Annotated in this window: 17 protein-coding genes; 3 read left to right on the top strand and 14 right to left on the bottom strand. The window is 60.8% G+C overall.

What is annotated here, in order from left to right:
- Positions 1–11 precede the first annotated feature (11 nt).
- Both murJ and Q7U49_RS14345 read right to left on the bottom strand, forming a co-directional pair.
- Positions 12–1,577 carry a murein biosynthesis integral membrane protein MurJ gene (murJ, locus tag Q7U49_RS14350; RefSeq protein WP_304765074.1) on the bottom strand — a complete coding sequence of 522 codons (1,566 nt, stop codon included), beginning with the start codon at positions 1,575–1,577 and terminating at the stop codon, positions 12–14.
- Positions 1,574–1,816, bottom strand: a complete 243-nt coding sequence (locus tag Q7U49_RS14345) for a hypothetical protein (RefSeq protein ID WP_304765072.1) — start codon at positions 1,814–1,816, stop codon at positions 1,574–1,576. Before Q7U49_RS14345 ends, murJ begins: the two co-directional genes overlap by 4 nt.
- Before the next feature lie 63 nt (positions 1,817–1,879).
- On the opposite strand from Q7U49_RS14345, the gene Q7U49_RS14340 reads away from it, so the two are divergent.
- The 3 genes from Q7U49_RS14340 (at position 1,880) to Q7U49_RS14330 (ending at position 3,697) form a co-directional block, all read left to right on the top strand.
- Complete coding sequence (locus Q7U49_RS14340) at positions 1,880–2,236, top strand: hypothetical protein (protein ID WP_370654016.1); 357 nt, start codon at positions 1,880–1,882, stop codon at positions 2,234–2,236.
- Between the two features lie 71 nt (positions 2,237–2,307).
- On the top strand, positions 2,308–2,856 hold the full coding sequence (locus Q7U49_RS14335; RefSeq protein WP_304765067.1) for an RNA polymerase sigma factor: 549 nt from the start codon (positions 2,308–2,310) through the stop codon (positions 2,854–2,856).
- Positions 2,857–2,869: 13 nt separating this feature from the next.
- Positions 2,870–3,697 (top strand): anti-sigma factor, encoded by an 828-nt coding sequence (locus tag Q7U49_RS14330; protein ID WP_304765064.1) that lies wholly within the window; start codon positions 2,870–2,872, stop codon positions 3,695–3,697.
- A gap of 17 nt (positions 3,698–3,714) precedes the next feature.
- Here Q7U49_RS14330 and Q7U49_RS14325 read toward each other — a convergent pair whose 3' ends face one another.
- From Q7U49_RS14325 to Q7U49_RS14270, 12 genes are all read right to left on the bottom strand, one after another.
- On the bottom strand, positions 3,715–4,821 hold the full coding sequence (locus Q7U49_RS14325; RefSeq protein WP_304765062.1) for an enoyl-CoA hydratase/isomerase family protein: 1,107 nt from the start codon (positions 4,819–4,821) through the stop codon (positions 3,715–3,717).
- The gene (locus Q7U49_RS14320; protein ID WP_370654014.1) at positions 4,818–5,693 is read right to left on the bottom strand and encodes a DMT family transporter; all 876 of its coding nucleotides are present in this window, start codon (positions 5,691–5,693) and stop codon (positions 4,818–4,820) included. The genes Q7U49_RS14325 and Q7U49_RS14320 overlap by 4 nt, the downstream gene beginning before the upstream one ends.
- Before the next feature lie 5 nt (positions 5,694–5,698).
- Complete coding sequence (gene typA / locus Q7U49_RS14315) at positions 5,699–7,528, bottom strand: translational GTPase TypA (protein WP_304765059.1); 1,830 nt, start codon at positions 7,526–7,528, stop codon at positions 5,699–5,701.
- A gap of 18 nt (positions 7,529–7,546) precedes the next feature.
- A complete protein-coding gene (gene truB / locus Q7U49_RS14310) occupies positions 7,547–8,548 on the bottom strand; it encodes a tRNA pseudouridine(55) synthase TruB (protein WP_304765056.1) in 1,002 nt (333 codons plus the stop codon).
- A 4-nt stretch (positions 8,549–8,552) separates the two neighbouring features.
- Positions 8,553–8,921, bottom strand: coding sequence for a 30S ribosome-binding factor RbfA (rbfA, locus tag Q7U49_RS14305; protein ID WP_296652850.1), 369 nt, complete (start codon positions 8,919–8,921; stop codon positions 8,553–8,555).
- Positions 8,922–8,938: 17 nt separating this feature from the next.
- Entirely contained in the window at positions 8,939–11,869 is a 2,931-nt protein-coding gene (gene infB / locus Q7U49_RS14300) for a translation initiation factor IF-2 (RefSeq protein WP_304765053.1), read from the bottom strand.
- A gap of 77 nt (positions 11,870–11,946) precedes the next feature.
- A complete protein-coding gene (gene nusA, locus Q7U49_RS14295) occupies positions 11,947–13,443 on the bottom strand; it encodes a transcription termination factor NusA (protein WP_304765050.1) in 1,497 nt (498 codons plus the stop codon).
- A 17-nt stretch (positions 13,444–13,460) separates the two neighbouring features.
- The gene (rimP, locus tag Q7U49_RS14290; RefSeq protein ID WP_304765047.1) at positions 13,461–14,099 is read right to left on the bottom strand and encodes a ribosome maturation factor RimP; all 639 of its coding nucleotides are present in this window, start codon (positions 14,097–14,099) and stop codon (positions 13,461–13,463) included.
- Positions 14,100–14,230: 131 nt separating this feature from the next.
- The gene (locus tag Q7U49_RS14285) at positions 14,231–15,826 is read right to left on the bottom strand and encodes an ABC transporter ATP-binding protein (protein ID WP_304765044.1); all 1,596 of its coding nucleotides are present in this window, start codon (positions 15,824–15,826) and stop codon (positions 14,231–14,233) included.
- Complete coding sequence (locus tag Q7U49_RS14280; protein ID WP_304765041.1) at positions 15,823–16,896, bottom strand: ABC transporter permease; 1,074 nt, start codon at positions 16,894–16,896, stop codon at positions 15,823–15,825. The genes Q7U49_RS14285 and Q7U49_RS14280 overlap by 4 nt, the downstream gene beginning before the upstream one ends.
- Positions 16,862–17,896, bottom strand: coding sequence for a microcin C ABC transporter permease YejB (locus tag Q7U49_RS14275; protein ID WP_304765039.1), 1,035 nt, complete (start codon positions 17,894–17,896; stop codon positions 16,862–16,864). Before Q7U49_RS14275 ends, Q7U49_RS14280 begins: the two co-directional genes overlap by 35 nt.
- A gap of 3 nt (positions 17,897–17,899) precedes the next feature.
- Positions 17,900–19,708: an extracellular solute-binding protein gene (locus Q7U49_RS14270; RefSeq protein WP_304765036.1), complete on the bottom strand. Its 1,809-nt coding sequence runs from the start codon at positions 19,706–19,708 to the stop codon at positions 17,900–17,902.

The following is a 19,708-nucleotide window of genomic DNA, read 5'->3' as shown; positions in this document are numbered from 1 at the left end:
GGGCCTATTGTCTATCGTCTTAAAAACTGGCGCAATTTCATGCCGGCAGCCCACAAGGCCAGAAAGTAAATCAGTGCTGAAACCGCCAAAACCGATGCCAGCAAGCCGATCCGCTTCAAACTCTCGGCACGCAATGCGGTCCAGGCAAAGTGGCTGTTGGCCCACACCAGGAACAAGCCCAGCAAAACGCAGGCCGCCAGCACTTGCAGCACAAACAGGCCCCAACCCGGCTCGGGCTTGTAGCTGCCGCGCTGCAACAGCCCGAGCAACAGCCACAGCGCATTGACCATGGCGCCAATGCCAATCGACAGGGTCAACGCGGCATGGGCAAAAATGGGAACCAGAAAGAAATTCAAGACCTGGGTCAGGACCAGCACCACCACCGCCACCTTGACCGGTGTTTTGGTGTCCTGGCTGGCAAAGTAACCCGGCGCCAGCACCTTGATGGCCACAATGCCGACCAGGCCCACGCCCCAGCCCATCAGTGCGTGGGTCACCTGCTGCACGTCAAAGTCGGTCATGGCGCCATAGTGGTAGAGCACTGCCACCAGCGGCAGCGGAAACACCAGCAGCGCGATGGCGCAAGGCACCGCCAGCAGCACCACCAGGCGCAGGCCCCAGTCGAGCATGGCCGAATAACGGGCCGTGTCACCCCCCGCGCGGGCCATGGCCAGCTGCGGCATCAACACCACGCCCATAGCCACGCCCAGCAGGGCGGTGGGGAACTCCATCAGGCGGTCGGCGTAGGTGATCCAGCTCACACTGCCGGGCTTTAAATAGGATGCGATCTGCGTGTTGATGATCATGGACAAGTGCGCCACGCCCACGCCCAGCAGGGCCGGCCCCATGAGCCTCAGGATGTTCTGGGTGCCCGAATCGGCCCACGCTTGCTTGATTGCCGACCAGCGCCAGGCCGGTCGGGGATGCAGCCCCAAGCGCCCCAAGGCCAGCCATTGCACCGCCAACTGCAACACGCCACCCAGCAGCACGCCACCGGCCAGGGCGTAGATGGGTTCGAGCCCCAGGGTTTTGAACCAGGGCGCACCCAGCCAGGCCGCCAGGATCATGCAAATATTGAGCAGCACCGGCGTGGCAGCGGGCACGGCAAACCGCTTGTAGGTGTTGAGCACCCCCGCACCCAGCGCCACCAAGGACATGAAGGCGATGTAGGGAAACATCCAGCGCGTCAACACCACCGCAGCCTCATAGCCGCGCGGGTCCTGCTGCATGCCGCTGGCCATGGCCCAGACCAGGCCACCCGCGCCCAGCACACCCGCCACGCTCAGCAGCAGCAGCGCCCAGGCCAGCACCGTGGCGACCCGGTCGACCAGCACCCGGGTGGCGGCATCACCCTGCTGGGTTTTGGCAGCGGCCAGCACCGGCACAAAGGCCTGGCTGAAAGCCCCTTCGCCAAAAAAACGACGAAACAGATTGGGAATGCGAAACGCCACGTTGAAGGCGTCGGTCATGGCTGAGGCGCCAAACGTGGAGGCAATCAGCAGCTCCCGCACCAGCCCGGTAACGCGCGACAGCAGCGTCAGCAGCGACACCACCGAGGCTGATTTGAGCAAACTCACAGCGCCGCGCCCCTACCCTGCCAGCGTATCAGCCCCATGGCCACCACTGCGCCGATCACCAAGGCGCCGCCCACCGGGAGGACGCCGCCAGGCTGATACAAACCAAAACAGATTTTTTGAAGATTTTCATAGAATGGAGACTCGCGCGGATTGTAGTCATGGCGTAAAAACACGGATTCAATCTTTATTTGCGGGCCGCGGGAATAAAACCGCGCCGCCCGGTGTTCATGTGATTGCAAACGCCTGTTTGCGCTCACCCAACTTTGGAGCTCACCATGACATTCAAATCACCCGCACTGTTTATGACCTCGGTCACCTTTGCCATGCTGACGGCATGCGCCTCGGTGTCCTCAGCGCCTGCCAAAGTCGCTGATGGCATCCTGGTCGGCCCCAGCGGCATGACGCTCTACACCTTCGACAAGGATGTGGCCGGCAGCGGCAAGTCCGTCTGCAATGGCCCCTGCGCCACCAATTGGCCACCGCTGATGGCGGCCAAGGAGGATTCCGCCAGCGGAGACTTCAGCATCATCACGCGCGATGACGGCAGCAAACAATGGGCGCTGAAGGGCAAGCCCGTCTATTACTGGGTCAAGGACAGCAAGCCCGGCGACAAGACCGGGGACGGCGTCAACGGGATCTGGCAAGTCGCCAAGCCCTGATCGGGCAGCGCAGCCGGCACCTCCACGCGACTCGAAGAAACATCCCATGCTTGCCTGCCTGACATAAGCCCATGAGCCGCGAACTCATGGTTGCCCAGATTCCCTCGCTGCGCCGTTATGCCCGGGCACTGACGGGGGACACCTGGGCGGCGGATGACCTGGTGCAGGACACGTTGGAGCGCGCCTGCAGCAAATGGCGCCTGTGGCTGGTGGGAACCAACTTGCGCGCCTGGCTGTTCAGCGTGATGCACAACCTGTTTGTCAATCAATTGCGCCAGTCGGCCGTTGCAGGACGTCCGGCCATACTCGACATTGACGATCTGGCCGATGAGTTGCCGACACCGGCATCCAGCCCGGACCAGGCGCTGGACCTGCAACGTTGCCTGCTCCGACTGCCGCCAGAGCAGCGGGAAATCTTGCTGCTGGTCAGCATGGAAGGCATGAGTTATGCCGATATTGCCAAGGTGACCGGTGTACCGCTGGGTACCGTGATGTCGCGCTTGTCGCGTGCCAGAGGCCGACTGCAGGCACTGCTGGATGCGCCCGCACACGGGCGCACAAACCCGGCTACCAATCAAGCGCCACCAACCCGCCCCGTGACGCTGCACCGCTTGAAATAAACCGTCCACCACCATGAACCGCAAGCCTGACCACCCCTTGACTGACGATGAACTCCACGCCCTGGTGGACGGCCAGGGTGCGTTCGACGAACTGGCAGCACTGCGGCTGAGGCTGGCGCATGACCCTGACGCTCAGGCCAGGCTTGCGCAGTGGCAACACCAGCGTGAGGCCTTGCAGCGCCTGCACACACAAGTTCTGACCGAGGCGGTGCCACCGACGCTGCTGAAAGCCGCCCATGGCGACAGTCTGGTGCGACCGACCGATCACCCGTGGTGGCGCTATGGTGGCATGGCGGCCGGTGTGGTGATGGCATTTGGCGCAGGCTGGTTGGCCAATGCCAACTGGCAGGAGCTGGGGGGGCGTGAAGCCACGGCACCCAGCATGGCGAGCATTCAGCCCGAGCGTGAATTCGTCCGTCAGGCCGTGCTGGCCCATGCTGTTTACGCACCGGAAATTCGTCACCCGGTCGAAGTGTCCGCGCAGGAACAGACGCACTTGGTGCAGTGGCTGTCCAAGCGACTGGACAAACCCCTCAAGGTGCCGGATCTGACCACGCAAGGCTTTAACCTGGTGGGTGGGCGGCTCTTGCCAGGAGAAGCCGGGGCACGGGCACAGTTCATGTATCAAGACGTCGCGGGCCAGCGCGTCACGCTCTACCTGGGCGCCATGGACAAGGCCGCAGCGGGTGTGTCAGGCAAGGAAAGCGGGTTCCGGTTTGAATCGGAGGCAGCTGTTCCCAGCTTTTACTGGGTCGATCAGGGATTTGGTTACGCACTGGCTGGCCAGTTGCCCCGTGCATCACTGATGCAACTGGCGCTGGAGATTTACCGCCAGCTTTAGCCAACCTGCAACAAAAGTCAGGGCAGCGCGCGCAGCGGATGGCTGTGCGCCACCCAGGGGCTGGCAAAAAACGGCTGCACCATCTCGGGTGTGACAGCCTCAATGCGCGCCGGTTGCCAGACTGGCGCGTTGTCCTTGTCGATCACCAGGGCGCGAATGCCTTCAGCGGTTTCGGTTTGCGCACCGCTGCGCGCCAAATGCCTCGGGAAAAAGCAATGCCGCATCATGTCGCGCTCCATGCGCAGGTCTTGCGCCACGGTGAGTTGGCGCGCCCGACGGATCTGTTCAAAAGCCACATGCAGCATCAAAGGCGAGCGCTGGCGTAATTGCAGGGCGCTGCGCTGTGCCCAGTCGGAGGCATCGGCTTCCAGCGCGTGCACGATGGCGCTCACAGAATCCAACGCAAAAAAGGCGTCAATCTGGCTTCGATCAAGCACCGGGGTGACATTTTCAACGACCGAAAACTCAGCCAGCCAGGAATGCAAACCCGCGGCATCGGGCGACTGGATGTCGGCCAGGGCATCCCAAGCTTGGGCCAACTTCCCGGCATCCAGACAGTGATCGGCCAGCCCCAATTCAATTGCCTCTGCGGCGCCCAACGAGGTCCCGGTGAGGGCCAGCCATTCGCCCGCGTAACCGGGACAGCGGCTCAGAAAATAACCGCCACCGACATCCGGGAACAAGCCGATAGCAGTCTCCGGCATGGCCAATTTGCTGCGTGACGTGACCAGGCGGTGCGACGCACCCTGGCTGATTCCCATGCCCCCACCCATGACGACGCCGTCCATGAAGGCGATGTACGGCTTGGGGAAACTGTGAATCAGGTGATTGAGGGTGTATTCCTCGGTAAAAAAATCTTCCGGTGCCGGGTCGCCCGACAGCAGCGCCTGGTGGAAAAAGCGGATGTCGCCCCCGGCACAAAACGCCCCAAAAGGCCCGGCCTTGTTGCTGCCACGAATGGCAACCGCCTGGATGCGGTCATCCTCGCGCCAGGCCAGCAGGCAAGTCGTCAAGGCCCGGATCATGGACAGGGTCAACGCGTTGAGCGCCTGGGGACGGTTCAGGGTGATGAAGCCCACCGCCCCACGAACTTCGCACAACACATCAGCCGTGTCGTCACTCATGCCCTGTCCCGCCAGCCAACCAGTTCGTTGGCCACCAAGGCGCCAATGACCAGCGTACCGCCCACAAACACATCCGGGCCAGGCACTTCACCTGCGCCCACCCAGGCCAGCAAGATGCCAAAAATAACCTCCAGCAGACCCAGCAACGCGATTTCGGGGGCCTTCAAGACGCGGGCGCACACCACCACCAGCACGCACGGAATGGCCAATTGGCCCAGACCCAGTCCAAAAAGCAGCGACAAATCGTAGGCAGAGGCCTGGAACGGCCAGGCCAGCGGCAGCGTGATCAGTGACGACAAGACCGCACCAATTAACACAGCGGGAATCAGGTCGACGTCTTTGCCCTGGGCATGCGAGTGTTGCGTGATGGTCCAGTTGGCGGCACCGGCAATGGGCACACACAGCGCCACCAGCGTACCGGCCAGGCTGACGCCCTGACTCAACTGGCTGGCGTACATGAAAGCAATGCCAGCGCCCGCCACCACAATGGCCAGCCAGGTGCGCAGCGGAATGCGGTGGCCAATGAAAATGCGCGAGGCCAGCGCGGTGAACAGGGGCGCCAAGGCCAGGGTGACCAGCACATTGGCCACCGTGGTGAGCATGATGGCCACCATGAAAAAGGTGAACATGCCGCTCCAGCACAAGCCGGACCACCACAGCGCCGCGCCACCGTGGCGCATGCGACTGAACACATCACGGCCCTTGAACATCGGCAACATCACCAGCAGGCACAGCATGGTGAAAAAGCTGCGCCAGAAAGTCACCTCAAATTTTTGCGCGTGTTCCAGATGGCGCGTGACGACACCGGCGGTGGACCACATCAGGGTCACCGCCACCATCACCCAGACCGCGCGGTTGTGCGTGAGCTTCAATCGGCTTAAGCGTTGCGGCCAGCCTTCTTGCGCTCATGCTCGGACAAATGGCGCTTGCGCAAGCGAATCGACTTGGGCGTGATTTCAACCAGTTCATCGTCCTCGATGAATTCCACACCGTATTCCAGCGTCAGCTGGATCGGTGGCGTGATCTTGATCGCGTCTTCCTTGCCGCTGACGCGGAAGTTGGTGAGCTGTTTGGTGCGCGTGGCGTTCACCACCAGGTCATTGTCACGGTTGTGGATACCCACAATCATGCCTTCATAGACCGGGTCATTGGCGGTGACAAACATGCGACCACGGTCGTCGAGCTTGCCCAGTGCATAGTTGAAAATCTCACCGGCATCCATCGACACCAGCACGCCGTTCTTGCGGCCACCAATTTCACCCTTGTGCGGCTCGTAGCTGTCGAAGATGTTGGAGATCAGGCCCGAACCACGCGTCAGGTTCAGGAACTCATTGGTGAAGCCAATCAGGCCACGCGCCGGAATGCGGTACTCCAGGCGGACCCGGCCCCGGCCGTCTGGCTCCATGTTGATCAGGTCGGCCTTGCGCTCGCCCAGAGCCTGCATGACGCCACCCTGGTGCTGCTCTTCAATGTCGGCGGTGACCATCTCGATGGGTTCGTAACGCACGCCGTCAATGTCCTTGAACACCACGCGCGGTTTGGAAACGGCCAGTTCGTAACCTTCGCGGCGCATGTTTTCCAGCAGGATGGTCAGGTGCAGTTCGCCGCGGCCCATGACTTCGAAAATACCTTCTTCGTCAGTTTCCTTGACGCGCAGGGCCACGTTGTGCTGCAGTTCCTTTTGCAGGCGGTCCCAGATCTGGCGGCTGGTGACGTACTTGCCTTCGCGGCCGGCCAGCGGGCTGGTGTTGACGCAAAAGTTCATGGTCAGGGTGGGTTCGTCCACCTTGAGCATGGGCAGCGGTGCCGGCGTGGTCGGATCGGTGATGGTGACACCAATGCCGATGTCAGCCACGCCGTTGATCAGCACAATTTCGCCGGGGCCGGCTTCGTCGGTCTGCACGCGCTCCAGGCCCTGGAAGGTCAACACCTGATTGATGCGGCCTTTGACCGCCTTGCCGTCCGGACCTTCCATGACGACCACGTCCATCATCGGACGAATGGTGCCCTGGCTGATCCGGCCGACGCCGATACGGCCGACAAAAGTGGAGAAGTCAAGCGCAGAAATTTGCAACTGCAGCGGGGCTGCCGGGTCACCCTGCTGGTGCGGCACATGGTCAAGAATGGTGTTGAACAGGGCCGACATGTCGGGCCCCCATTGCTCACCCTGACCACCCTCTTCCAGTGACGACCAGCCGTTGATGCCGGAGGCATACACCACCGGGAAATCCAGCTGTTCGTCGGTGGCGCCGAGCTTGTCAAACAGGTCAAAGGCGGCATCGACCACGAATTGCGGGCGGGCACCGGGCTTGTCGACCTTGTTCACGACCAGAATCGGCTTGAGGCCCAGGGCCAGCGCCTTCTTGGTCACAAAGCGGGTCTGCGGCATCGGGCCTTCCTGGGCGTCAATCAGCAAAACCACACCGTCGACCATGCTCAGAGCACGCTCCACCTCACCACCGAAGTCGGCGTGGCCGGGGGTGTCGACGATGTTGATGTGGGTGCCTTCCCAGGTCACGGCACAGTTTTTGGCCAAAATGGTAATGCCACGCTCTTTTTCGATCGCGTTGTTGTCCATCACCGTGTCGACCACTTTTTCGTGCTCGGCAAAGGTGCCGGACTGACGCAGCAGCTGGTCAACCATGGTGGTTTTGCCGTGGTCAACGTGGGCAATGATCGCGATATTTCTGATTTGTTTATGGGCCATGGTTCACTTTCTCTTAAATTAGTTCAGGACAGCGCACCCTGCGCTCATTTCTGTCCCGGCATCTGTCACATTCGGTTTAACACTTCTCATCTGTTCAATTTCAATCGGGCTGAGCAGCCGCCCGGGAATCAATTCACCTGCCACCACGCGGGCCGCACCCAGCAGCATGGCATCTTCGCTGGCGTACACCGCCACCTGCGCCGCATCAGGCCAATCGCCCCGACGGCGCAAGCCCGACAGGAAGCGCCCGGCATTGTCCGCGTCGAGTGTGACCACCGCGTGATCACCTAACAAACTGTCCACCGGCAACAAACACGCCAGACGTTGCACTTCGGTCATGGCCTCCAGGGCTTCCAGCGTGACACACTGCGCCACATCAAAACCGCCGGTGCCAATGCGTCGCAGCGCACTCAAATGTGCTCCGCAACCCAGCGCCTCACCAATATCCTCGCCCAGCGTGCGGATGTAGGTGCCCTTGCTGCACTTGGCCACCAACTTGATGACCGGCGGCAGCGCCTCGGTGGTCACCCATGTCAGCTGCAATTCAAAAATCTGCACCTCGCGCGAGGCCCGTTCCACTTCAATCCCGGCACGCGCATATTCGTACAGCGCCTTGCCATCTTTCTTCAAGGCGCTATGCATGGGCGGCAACTGGCGAATCTTGCCAGTGAACTGCGCCTGCACCCGCGCCACATCGGCAGCGCCCACCGCCACGGGCCGGGTTTCAATGACCTCACCCTCGGCATCCGCCGTGCTGGTCTTGACACCCAGACACAAGGTCGCTTCATAGGTTTTATCGGCATCCAGCTGCAACTGGCTGAACTTGGTGGCCGCCCCAAAACACAGTGGCAGCACCCCTGTGGCCAGCGGGTCCAACGTGCCGGTGTGGCCCGCTTTTTCGGCACGCAAGAGCCATTTCACCTTTTGCAGCGCATCATTGCTCGACCAGCCCAATGGCTTGTCCAGCAACAGCACCCCATGCACGGGGCGCCTGGCAACCCGTACCCGTGGCGCATTCATCTAATCAATCTTCCTTGGCCCGCGAGGCGACGGCGCGCGCAATCAGCGCGTTCATGTCGGCAGCACGTTCAGGAGTCTGGTCAAAAACAAAATGCAGGGTCGGCACGGTGTGGATGTGCAGGCGCTTGAACAGTCCGGCGCGCAAGAAACCTGCCGCCTGGTTCAAGCCCTCGGTGCAAGCTTTCACGTCACCGGCCAGCAGGCTGAAAAACACCTTGGCATGGGCGTAGTCGGGCGTCACCTCGACCCCCTGGATGGTGACCATGCCGACACGCGGATCTTTCAGCTCGCGCGCAATCAGTTCGGTCAGATCACGCTGGATCTGATCGGCGACCTTGAAGGCGCGGTTGGGCGTGGCAGATTTTTTATGCACAGGTCAGGCCCAATTGTTTACAGCGTACGCGCCACTTCGCGGATCTCGAAGAACTCCAGCACGTCACCCTCTTGGATGTCGTTGTAGTTCTTGATATTCAAGCCGCAATCGAAGCCTTCGCGCACTTCCTTGGCGTCGTCCTTGAAGCGCTTGAGCGATTCGAGTTCGCCGGTCATGATCACCATGTTCTGGCGCAGCAGACGCAAGCGCGCGCTGCGACGCACCACACCGGCGGTGACCATACAGCCCGCAATGGAACCGATCTTGGAGACCTTGAAAATCTGGCGAATCTCGGCGGTACCAATGACTTCTTCCTTCTTGTCTGGCGTCAGCATGCCCGACATGGCCAGCTTGAGTTCGTCGACAGCGTCATAAATGATGTCGTAGTAACGAATGTCAACGCCGTTGTTCTCGGCCAGCTTGCGCGCACCGGCATCAGCCCGGGTGTTGAAGCCGATGATGACGGCCTTGGAGGCAATAGCCAGGTTGACATCGGACTCGCTGATGGCACCCACTGCGGCGTACACCAGTTGCACCTTGACCTCGTCGGTCGAGAGCTTGAGCAGGGACTGCGACAAGGCTTCCTGCGAACCCTGGACGTCGGCCTTGACGATGATGGGCACCATCTTGACTTCGCCCGCCGTCATGTCGGTGAACATGTTCTCGAGCTTGGACGCCTGCTGTTTGGCCAGCTTGGTGTGACGGAATTTGCCGGCACGGTAAGTGGCGATTTCGCGGGCCCGACGCTCATCCGAGAGCACCATGAATTCATCGCCGGCCTGCGGCACTTCGGTGAGGCCCTGGATTTCAACCGGGATCGACGGACCCGCCGTTTTGACGGGTTTGCCGTTTTCATCGAGCATGGCGCGCACGCGGCCAAAGGTTTGACCGGCCAGCACCACGTCGCCGGTTTTCAGGGTACCCGACTGCACCAGCACGGTGGCGACCGGGCCGCGGCCCTTGTCGAGCCGGGCCTCGATGACCAGGCCCTTGGCCATGGCATCCACCGGGGCCTTGAGTTCCAGCACTTCGGCTTGCAACAGCACTTGCTCGAGCAATTCGTCAATGCCCTGGCCAGTCTTGGCCGACACCGAAACGAATGGCGAACTACCGCCGAAGTCTTCAGGAATCACGTCTTCCACCACCAGCTCATTCTTGACGCGCTCAGGGTTGGCGTCGGGCTTGTCGACCTTGGTGATCGCCACCACAATCGGCACCCCGGCCGCCTTGGCGTGTTTGATGGCTTCCTTGGTTTGTGGCATGACACCGTCGTCGGCGGCCACCACCAGAATCACGATGTCGGTGGCCTGCGCACCACGGGCGCGCATGGCGGTAAACGCTTCGTGGCCCGGGGTATCGAGGAAAGACACCACACCGCGCGGCGTTTCCACGTGGTAGGCACCAATGTGCTGGGTAATGCCGCCGGCCTCACCCGACGCCACCTTGGTGCGGCGAATGTAATCCAGCAAGGAGGTCTTGCCGTGGTCGACGTGACCCATCACGGTCACGACAGGCGCGCGTGACAGGGACTCGGCCTGCTGCTGCGACACCTCAATGTCGGTAAACGCTTCCGGGTCGTCGAGCGCCGCCACAATGGCCTTGTGCCCCATTTCTTCCACCAGAATCATGGCCGTGTCCTGGTCCAGCGGCTGGTTGATGGTGACCATCTGGCCCAGCTTCATCAGGTGTTTGATCACTTCAGAGGCCTTGACAGCCATCTTGTGGGCCAATTCGGCCACCGTGATGGTTTCCGGCACGTGCACTTCGAGCACCCGCACCTCGACCGGCGCAGCCTGGTGGTGATCGTCGTGACCGCGGTCATTGCTGCCGCGACGGCCACGTGGCCCACCGCGCCAATTGCCACCGCGACCGGCGCCCGCACCGGTGTCACCACGGGTGGGAATGCCTTTTTTCTTGGCCGGGTCACCCGCCCAGCTGCTGGAAAGCTTGGCCGATTTGACTTCCTTGCCCGCACCGGCGGCCGCGCCAGCGGCAGGAGCGCCGGGTGCGGCCGGCTTGGCACCGGCGGGGCTACCCGCGGGTTTGTGCAAAGTGCCTTTGAGACCGGCTTTGGCGGCCTCGGCGGGCTTGGCCACCGGCTTGGGCTCTTCCTTCTTGGGTGGTAATTTTTTGCCTGGCTGCGACATCATCAAGCGGATGGCAGCGGCTTCGGACTCGGCTTTTTGGCGACGTGCGTTCAAATCGAGCGCGCGGGCCTGTTCCTCGTCCTTCAATTTTTTGGAATCCAGTGCGGCCTTTTCCTGAGCTTGCAGCTGCGCTTGTTGCTGCGCGAGCTTGCTGGCCTCAGCCTGCGCTGCGGCAGCTTCCTTGCCGGCTTGCGCAGCGCCGTCATCAACGGTCGCCACCGGCGAAGCTTTTGCAGCTTGCTGTTGCGCCAGTGCACGTTCGGCAGCAGCAGCAACGGCGGCATGTTCTGCAGCCTCGCGCGCAGCAGCTTCCTGTGCCTCGCGTTGACGGCGGCGCTCGGCCAATTCCTCTTCCTGGCGACGGATCAACTCGGCTTGACGACGGGCTTCTTCTTCGCGCCGGGCCAATTCGGCGTGGTCAATTTGCAGCGTGGCCGCATGCTGCGCTTCTTGCTCGGCACTTTCTTCCTGTGCAGCGCTCGGGCTGGCTTCCATGCCGTCATCGCGACGCACAAAGGTGCGCTTCTTGCGCACTTCCACCTGAATGGTGCGCGCCTTGCCGGTGGCATCGGCCTGCTTGATCTCGGTGGTCGATTTTTTGACCAGCGTGATCTTTTTGCGCTCGCCCGTATTGGTACCGTGGCTGAGCTGCAGATAACTCAACAGGTGCTGCTTGTCAGACTCTGTGAGCCTGTCAGATGCGGCCGATTTGGCAACACCTGCCGACTTCAATTGCTCAAGCAATGTGTCGGGGGATTTCTTGAGTTCGTTAGCAAACTCGGCAACGGTCATACTGGACATTTTTTAGGTAACCTTTAGTTCAGACTTGGTGCCCGCAGGCGGTCAAGGTCTTTACTTCAACTTTGAATTCATGATTTTCACTCTTTGGAAGGTGCGTCATTGGCGAACCAATGTTCACGGGCCTTCATGATCAAGGCCGTGGCCTCGTCAGCAGATTGACCGGTGATGTCGGTGAGCTCATCCACCGCCAGGTCGGCCAGGTCATCCAGCACATGGACGCCGTTGTCCGCCAGCTTGGCGATCAACTCGGTCGTCATGCCTTCCAGATCACGCAGCTCCGTCGCCACGCCACCCACATTTTCCTCAATGGCGATCTCCATCGTCAACAAGGCGTCTTTGGCGCGGGTACGCAGTTCGCTCACGGTGTCTTCGTCAAAGCTCTCGATTTCGAGCATTTCTTCAAGCGGTACATAAGCCACCTGCTCCAGGCTGGTAAAGCCCTCGGCAATCAGCAAATCGGCGATTTCCTCGTCCACGTCAAGCTTTTCCATGAACAAGCGGCGGCTCTCATCAACTTCGCTGGCCTGCTTTTCAGCGGATTCCGCAGCATCGAGGATGTTGATTTTCCAACCGGTCAGCTCGGCCGCCAGACGCACATTTTGACCGCCGCGACCAATGGCGATGGCCAGATTTTCCTCGTCCACCACCACATCCATGGCATGGCGCTCTTCATCCACCACGATGCTGCTGACATTGGCCGGCGCCAGCGCACCGATGACAAATTGCGCCGGGTCTTCGCTCCACAACACAATGTCCACACGCTCGCCAGCGAGTTCGGTGGTGACGGCGTTGACACGCGTGCCGCGCACACCGACACAGGTGCCGATGGGGTCGATCCGCTTGTCATGCGACAGGACGGCAATCTTGGCGCGTGAGCCAGCGTCACGGGCGCAGGACTTGATTTCGAGCAGGCCCTGCTCGATCTCGGGAACTTCATTGCGAAACAGTTCCTTCATGAACTCAGGGGCCGAGCGCGACAACACGATGGGCGCACCACGCAGGGTCAAGTCGACTTCCATGATCATGGCGCGCACGCGGTCGCCGGTGCGGAAATTTTCCTTGGGGATCATCTCGTTGCGGCGCAGACGGCCTTCAACCCGACCCGACTCGACAATCAGATCACCCTTGTCCATGCGCTTGACGGTGCCGACAAAAATCTTGTCGCCGCGCGACATGAAGTCGTTGAGCAACATTTCACGCTCGGCATCACGAATCTTTTGCAGGATGACCTGTTTGGCCGCCATGGCACCAATGCGGCCAATCGGCAAGGACTCGATGGTTTCCTCGATGTACTCGTCAACCTCGATGTCGGAAATCTGTTCTTTGGCTTCAAACAAAAGAATTTCCTGGTCAGGCAACTGCAGACCGGCTTCATCGGGCACCACATGCCAGCGACGGAAGGTCTCGTAGTTGCCGGTGTCGCGGTCGAGCGCAACACGGATATCAACTTCACCCGAGTAAAGTTTTTTGGTGGCTTGCGCCAAAGCCGCTTCCACGGCGCCAAAAACAACATCACGCTCCACGTTTTTCTCGCGTGAGATGGCGTCAACCAACATTAACATTTCGCGATTCATGCCATGTCTCTCCTGTTTCAATTCAAATCTGATGCTTGTGGCTCAAGGTCAGGCGCTTGCGCGCGACCCTTGAAACTCACAATGGGTGCCAAGCGCGCCTCTTTCAACTCGCTCAACACAAAACCCAGTGCCTGCGTCGGCGCAGGCGGCCTTTTTTTACTGATTTTCTGACCCGGCTTGGTCACCGGCTCATCGCGCCAAACAATTTGCCAAGGGCGCTCAGCCTGGGGCGACGCATCGGCCGCAGCCTCAACCCGCTCCAGCACACCACGAAATTTCTTGCGGGTCGGGCTGACTTGCCCCGCCGCCGCGCTACCCAAAGGCATCTTGAGCGTGACATCGACCACATGACCGACAAAACGCTCAAAGTCCTGGTCATGGCGCAACGGGCGATCAATGCCAGGCGATGACACCTCAAGACGCTTGTAATCCACCTCATCGACTTCCAGCGCGTATTGCAGCTGGCGCGTGACTTTTTCGCAATCTTCCACCGTGACAAATTGATCCACCGGGGCAGCTTGCACCCCATCAAGAACAGGGGGCGACCAAGGCAAGTCAATGGTGATGCGCAGCAAGCCACCGGCGGAGCGATCAATCTCCACCAGGTCATAGCCCAAGCCAGCTACCGTTTGCTCAACAATGTCTTTTAGCGCCACCAAAACCCCAAATTACTCACTTTGTCAAAAACAATCGACCAAAAAAAACGGGCGGAAGTGACTCGCCCGTTTGGTCGTGAAGGCAGGATTATATCTGAAAATATAAGGGAAAGCCCTTGATTTTCAAGGATTTACCCAGCAGCGCTGACCAAAATCCGGGTGTACTCGTGCTGCGGCTGCGCCAGCACCTGGTCCACCGGACCCGACTCGACCACGGCGCCGTCCTTCATCACCAGCACCGCATGCGCCATGGCCCGGATCACGTCCACATCGTGGGTGATCAGCAGGTAGCTCAAACCGCGTTCGCGCTGCAACTTCTGCAGCAACTGCAGCACCTGTTTTTGCACCGTCACGTCCAGCGCACTGGTCGGCTCGTCAAGCACCAGCATGTCGGGCTGGATGATCAAGGCCCGCGCAATCGCCAGCCGCTGACGCTGGCCACCCGAAAACTCATGAGGATAACGCTGCAAAGTCTGCAGCATGGCGGCATCGTCAGCCGTGCCCAGCCCGACATCGCGCAGGGCCGCCATCACCAGCTGCTGGCGCTCATGCCTGGAAAGCGCGGGCGCATGCACCCCGAGACCCTCCCCAACGATTTCCTCCACCGTCATGCGCGGTGACAAGGACGAAAACGGGTCCTGAAACACCACCTGCACCTGGCGCCGCAAGGCCTTGTTGCGCGCCGCATGGGCGCTCCAGGCGTCACCCGCAATCTTCAATTCGCCCTGAAACGGCAAAAGCCCCAGGGCGGCCAACGCGAGCGTCGACTTGCCTGAGCCCGATTCGCCCATGACGCCCAGGGTTTGCCCAACCAGGACGTCAAAACTGGCTCCCTGCACCGCCACAAACTCGCCGTGCTTGAACCAGCCACGCATACCCGCCAGCGGGGTCGGGTAAACCACGCGCAAGCCCTTGGCCGCCATCAAGGGTCTTGATGAACCTTCCTCCACCACATCACGCACCGGTTTGCTCGCAATCAAACCTTGGGTATAGGCGTGCTGCGGTCTGGCAAAAACCTCGGCGGTGGGGCCCTGCTCCACCACCAAGCCGTTTTCCATCACGATGATGCGGTCGGCAAAGCGCCGCACCAGGTTCAGGTCGTGGGTGATCAACAGCACGGCCATGCCGTGGCTTTGCTGCAAGCGCACCAGCAGCTCCAGAATCTGGCCACGCAGGCTCACATCCAGCGCGGTGGTGGGTTCATCGGCCAGCAACAGCTTGGGCTGGCAAGCCAGCGCCATGGCGATCATGACGCGCTGGCGTTGGCCCCCACTGAGTTGGTGCGGGAAAGCCCGGGCACGACGCGCCGGCTCCGGAATGCCGGTCTCCGCCAGCAACTCGATGACTTTTTGCGCCATTTGTGTTTTGCTCAGCGCCGTCTTCAAGGCGAGCACCTCGGCAATCTGGTCACCCACCGCCATCAACGGGTTGAGCGCCGTCATGGGCTCCTGAAAAATCATGGCGATGTCACGGCCGCGCAATGCACGCAGCTCAGGCTCCGGCATCGCCAGCAAGTCCTGGCCGTTGAACAAGGCCTGACCGCCCAGCTTGGCATTGGCCACCAGGCGCAACAGGCTCAGGGCAGACACTGTTTTCCCGGAACCGGACTCCCCCACCAGCGCCACCCGCTCACCCGGCGCAATAGCGAAATCAATGCCATGCACCACCTCGGTGCCGGCAAACGACACCGACAGGTCACGCACCTCCAGCAAGGGTATCGTCGTCATACGCTGTCTGCCTTGCGCGGGTCCAACGCATCGCGCAGCGCGTCACCCATGAATGTGAGCAGCAGCAGGGTCACCACCAGCACAGCAAAAGTGGCCAGCGAAATCCACCAGGCGTCGATGTTGTTCTTACCTTGCGACAACAACTCGCCCAGCGACGGCGTACCGGGCGGCACGCCCAAACCCAGAAAGTCCAGCGAGGTCAGCGCCAGAATGGCGCCACTCATGCGAAACGGCAAAAAAGTCACCACTGGTGTCATGCTGTTGGGCAACAGGTGGCGCCGGATGATGTGCCAGTTACTCACGCCCATTGAGCGCGCGGCGCGCACGTAGTCAAGTTGGCGATTGCGCAAAAATTCGGCCCGCACGTAATCGGACAAGCCCATCCAGCCAAACAGGCTCAGCAAAATCAGCAGCAGGGATAGACTGGGCGCAAACACCGCGCTGAAAATGATCAGCAGGTACAACTCGGGCATGGCACCCCAGATTTCAATGAAACGCTGGAACGCCAGGTCAGTTTTGCCACCAAAAAACCCCTGGATGGCGCCAGTCAGAATACCCAGCAGCGTCCCGGTGAAGGTCAGCGCCAGGGCGAACAGCACGCTGACCCGGAAACCATAGACAAGTTGCGCCAGCAAGTCGCGGCCGCGGTCATCGGTGCCCAGCCAGTTGTCTGTTGTGGGCGGTGACGGGTTGGGCGCCTTGGCAAAATAGTTAAGCGTTTTGGCGCCATAGGGGTTGGGAGCAAACAGCGCCCAGTTGCCGTTCTGACTCAGTCGTTCGCGAATGAACGGATCCAGGTAATCGGTGGGTGTGTCAAAGTCGCCACCAAAGGTCTTCTCTGAATAGTCTTTGACCATGGGGAAATAGGTTTCACCCTGGTAGCGGACAGCCAAGGGCCGGTCGTTGCTGATCAGCTCGGCCATCAAACTCAGGCCCACCAGCACACAAAAAAGCACCAGGCTCCAATAACCCAGCCGGTTGCGCTTGAAGCGCAGCCAGGCGCGCTGGCCTGGGCTCAGGCTGTTGGCAGGGGGCTTAGTCAAACTTGACACGGGGGTCCACCCAGACATAAGACAAATCTGAAATCAGCTTGGTCACCAAGCCGATCAGGGTAAAGAAAAACAGGGTGCCCAGCACCACCGGGTAATCACGCCGGATCACGCTCTCGTAGCTCAGCAGGCCCAGGCCGTCGAGGGAAAACAGGGTCTCGATGAGCAACGAGCCTGTGAAGAAAGCGCCGATGAAGGCCGCTGGGAAACCGGTGATGATGGGGATCAGCGCATTGCGAAACACATGGCCCCACAGCACCTGGCGCTCATCCAGACCCTTGGCCCGCGCGGTGACCACATATTGCTTGCGAATCTCTTCCAGGAAGGCATTCTTGGTCAGCATGGTGGTCACGGCAAAGCTGCCCAGCACCATGGCCGTGACCGGCATCGCAATGTGCCACAGGTAGTCCACCACACGCGCGCCCCAGCTCAACTCGTCCCAGTTGCTGCTGGTCAGGCCGCGCAGCGGAAACCACTGCAACTGGCCACCAAAAATCACCAGCAGCGCGACACCCAGCACAAAGCCCGGAATGGCGTAGCCCAGCAGCACCAGCAGCGTGGTCACAAAATCGAAACGCGAGCCAGCGCGTACCGCCTTGGCCACACCCAGCGGCACGGCAATCAGGTAGCTGATAAAAAACGTCCACAAGCCCAGGCTGATCGACACCGGCAACTTTTCCCACATGAGCTCCGACACGCTTTTGTTCTGGAAAAAACTCTTGCCGAGATCAAAACGCGCAAACTGGCCCAGCATCTGCACAAAGCGCTCATGGGCGGGTTTGTCAAAGCCATAGAGCGCCTTGATCTGCTCGATGCGTTTCGGGTCCACCCCCTGCGCACCCCGGTAGCTCAAGCCGCCGCTCTCTGCCGTAGCGCCTTTGCCGGTGCCGGCCTTGGCCTCGGCCAAATACTGCTCCACCGGGCCGCCCGGCACGAACTGGATCACCACAAAGGTGAGCAACAGCACCCCGAACAGCGTGGGGATCATCAACAACAGGCGTTTGAGAATGTAGCTCAGCATGATTTATTTGGCTAAGGGCTTTGCCCACCAGGTGTCAATGGCCCAGCCTTCGCCTTGGGAATACGGGGGCATGGCGGCGGGCTGGCTCAACCGCCAGCTGTTGAAGACGATGCGGTGGGTCGCCGCAGACCACTGTGGCACGAGCACATGGCTGTGGGCAATCACGCGTTCCAGCGCGCGACAGGCCGGCAGCAGTTCGGCCTTGGAGGTGGCACGGGTCATGGCGCTGATCAAGGCATCGACCGCCGGGTTCTTGACCCCCGCCAGGTTGCCGGAGTCCTCCTGCTCCGCCGCTTGGGAACCAAACAGATCGGCGTACTCCTGGCCCGGATTGTGGGTGCCACCGTAGGCCAACGAGGTGATGTCGAACTCGAATTTTTGCAGACGCTGCTGGTACAGGGCAAAGTCCACCGGACGAAAGTTCAGCGTGATACCCAGTTTCTCCAGGTTGCGCGCCCACGGTGTCACCACCCTTGCCGAGCCTTCGTTGCTGTCGAGGTACTCGATCTCGAACAGCTGGCCTTGGGCGTTGCGCAACTTGCCATCGCGCACCTGCCAGCCCGCGGCATTCAACAAGGCTTGGGCCTGGCGCAAATTGGCGCGCAGGCTGGAAGGCGCATCGGTGCGTGGAGGCTGCGTCATGGGGCCAAAGACCTCGGCGGGCACACTGCTGCGCCATGGCGCCAGCAAGGCGAGTTCCTGTGCTGAAGGCACGCCGCTGGCTTGGCAGTCGGTGTTGCCAAACAAGCCGTTGACGCGCTGGTAGGCGTTGTAAAAAAGTTGCCGGTTCAGCCACTCGTAGTCCAATGCCAGACCCAACGCCTGGCGCACGCGCACATCCTTGAACAGCTCACGCCGCGTGTTGAGCACATAGCTCTGAAATCCCGTGGGCAGGCGGTGCTGGTATTCCCGCTTGACCAGTTCACCCGAATCAAAGCGCTTGCCGTTGACGCGGCGCGCCCAGTCACCGGCTGAGAAAAAACGCATCAAATCAAATTCGCCCGCTTTCAGGGCCTCCAGACGGGCCGTGCCGTCCTTGTAAATCTTGACCGTGATGCGGTCGAAATTGGCTGTGCCACGTCGCACATGGAGGTCCTTGGCCCAGTAATTGGCATCGCGCACATAGGTGATGTCTTTGCCAAAACGGACCGGGCCGATTTTGTAGGGCCCGCTGCCGATGGGCACATCGGTGACGATCTGGTCAAACGGTTTGGGCTTGCCGGCCTCGGCACCCCAAGCCCGGCTGAAGACCGGTAAGCCGCCCACGGTCAGCGGCAGTTCGCGGTTGGGCTTCTTGAAGCGGTAGCGCACGCTGCGCTCGTCCAGCACATCCAGACCCGCCACATCAAAAAGAATGGTCTTGTAGGCCGGAGAAGTAAAGGGGCCCATCAGCATGTCAAAGCTGTACTTCACATCGGCGGCCAACACCGGGTCCCCATTGTGAAAGCGGGCTTCGGGACGCAGCGTGAAAGTGGCACTCAGGCCGTCCGCAGCCACCACCACGTCCTGCGCCAGCAAACCATAGCCGGAACCGGTCTCGTCCAGGGAACCGGTCAACAAGCTGTCAAACATCAGGTCAGCCAGGTAGGCCGGGGCCGAACCCTTGATGGTGAACGGGTTGTACTTGTCAAAGGTGGAGACCCGCAGGTTGCTCACCAGACGCAGTTCACCGCCCTTGGGCGCAGCCGGGTTGACATAGTCGAAATGGGCGAAATTGGCCGGGTATTTCAGGTCGCCCCAGAGTGCGTAGCCGTGCGCCGCCCATAAAGGAGACACCCAACTCAGGAAGAACAAAAAAAACAGTCGACGCAT

The sequence above is a fragment of the Rhodoferax sp. genome (genome assembly GCF_030653815.1).
Lineage (GTDB): Bacteria > Pseudomonadota > Gammaproteobacteria > Burkholderiales > Burkholderiaceae_C > Rhodoferax.
The sequence above is the reverse complement of the archived record's forward strand: the minus strand, read 5'-3'. Positions and strand labels throughout refer to the sequence as shown.

Coding starts and splice junctions, on each gene's coding strand:
- Q7U49_RS14280 (WP_304765041.1), bottom strand. CDS start 16,896: ATGTCTGGGTGGACCCCCGTGTCAAGTTTGACTAAGCCCCCTGCCAAC.
- Q7U49_RS14270 (WP_304765036.1), bottom strand. CDS start 19,708: ATGCGTCGACTGTTTTTTTTGTTCTTCCTGAGTTGGGTGTCTCCTTTA.
- nusA (WP_304765050.1), bottom strand. CDS start 13,443: ATGAATCGCGAAATGTTAATGTTGGTTGACGCCATCTCACGCGAGAAA.
- typA (WP_304765059.1), bottom strand. CDS start 7,528: ATGGCCCATAAACAAATCAGAAATATCGCGATCATTGCCCACGTTGAC.
- Q7U49_RS14285 (WP_304765044.1), bottom strand. CDS start 15,826: ATGACGACGATACCCTTGCTGGAGGTGCGTGACCTGTCGGTGTCGTTT.
- Q7U49_RS14340 (WP_370654016.1), top strand. CDS start 1,880: ATGACCTCGGTCACCTTTGCCATGCTGACGGCATGCGCCTCGGTGTCC.
- truB (WP_304765056.1), bottom strand. CDS start 8,548: ATGAATGCGCCACGGGTACGGGTTGCCAGGCGCCCCGTGCATGGGGTG.
- Q7U49_RS14335 (WP_304765067.1), top strand. CDS start 2,308: ATGAGCCGCGAACTCATGGTTGCCCAGATTCCCTCGCTGCGCCGTTAT.
- Q7U49_RS14275 (WP_304765039.1), bottom strand. CDS start 17,896: ATGCTGAGCTACATTCTCAAACGCCTGTTGTTGATGATCCCCACGCTG.
- infB (WP_304765053.1), bottom strand. CDS start 11,869: ATGTCCAGTATGACCGTTGCCGAGTTTGCTAACGAACTCAAGAAATCC.
- Q7U49_RS14330 (WP_304765064.1), top strand. CDS start 2,870: ATGAACCGCAAGCCTGACCACCCCTTGACTGACGATGAACTCCACGCC.
- Q7U49_RS14325 (WP_304765062.1), bottom strand. CDS start 4,821: ATGAGTGACGACACGGCTGATGTGTTGTGCGAAGTTCGTGGGGCGGTG.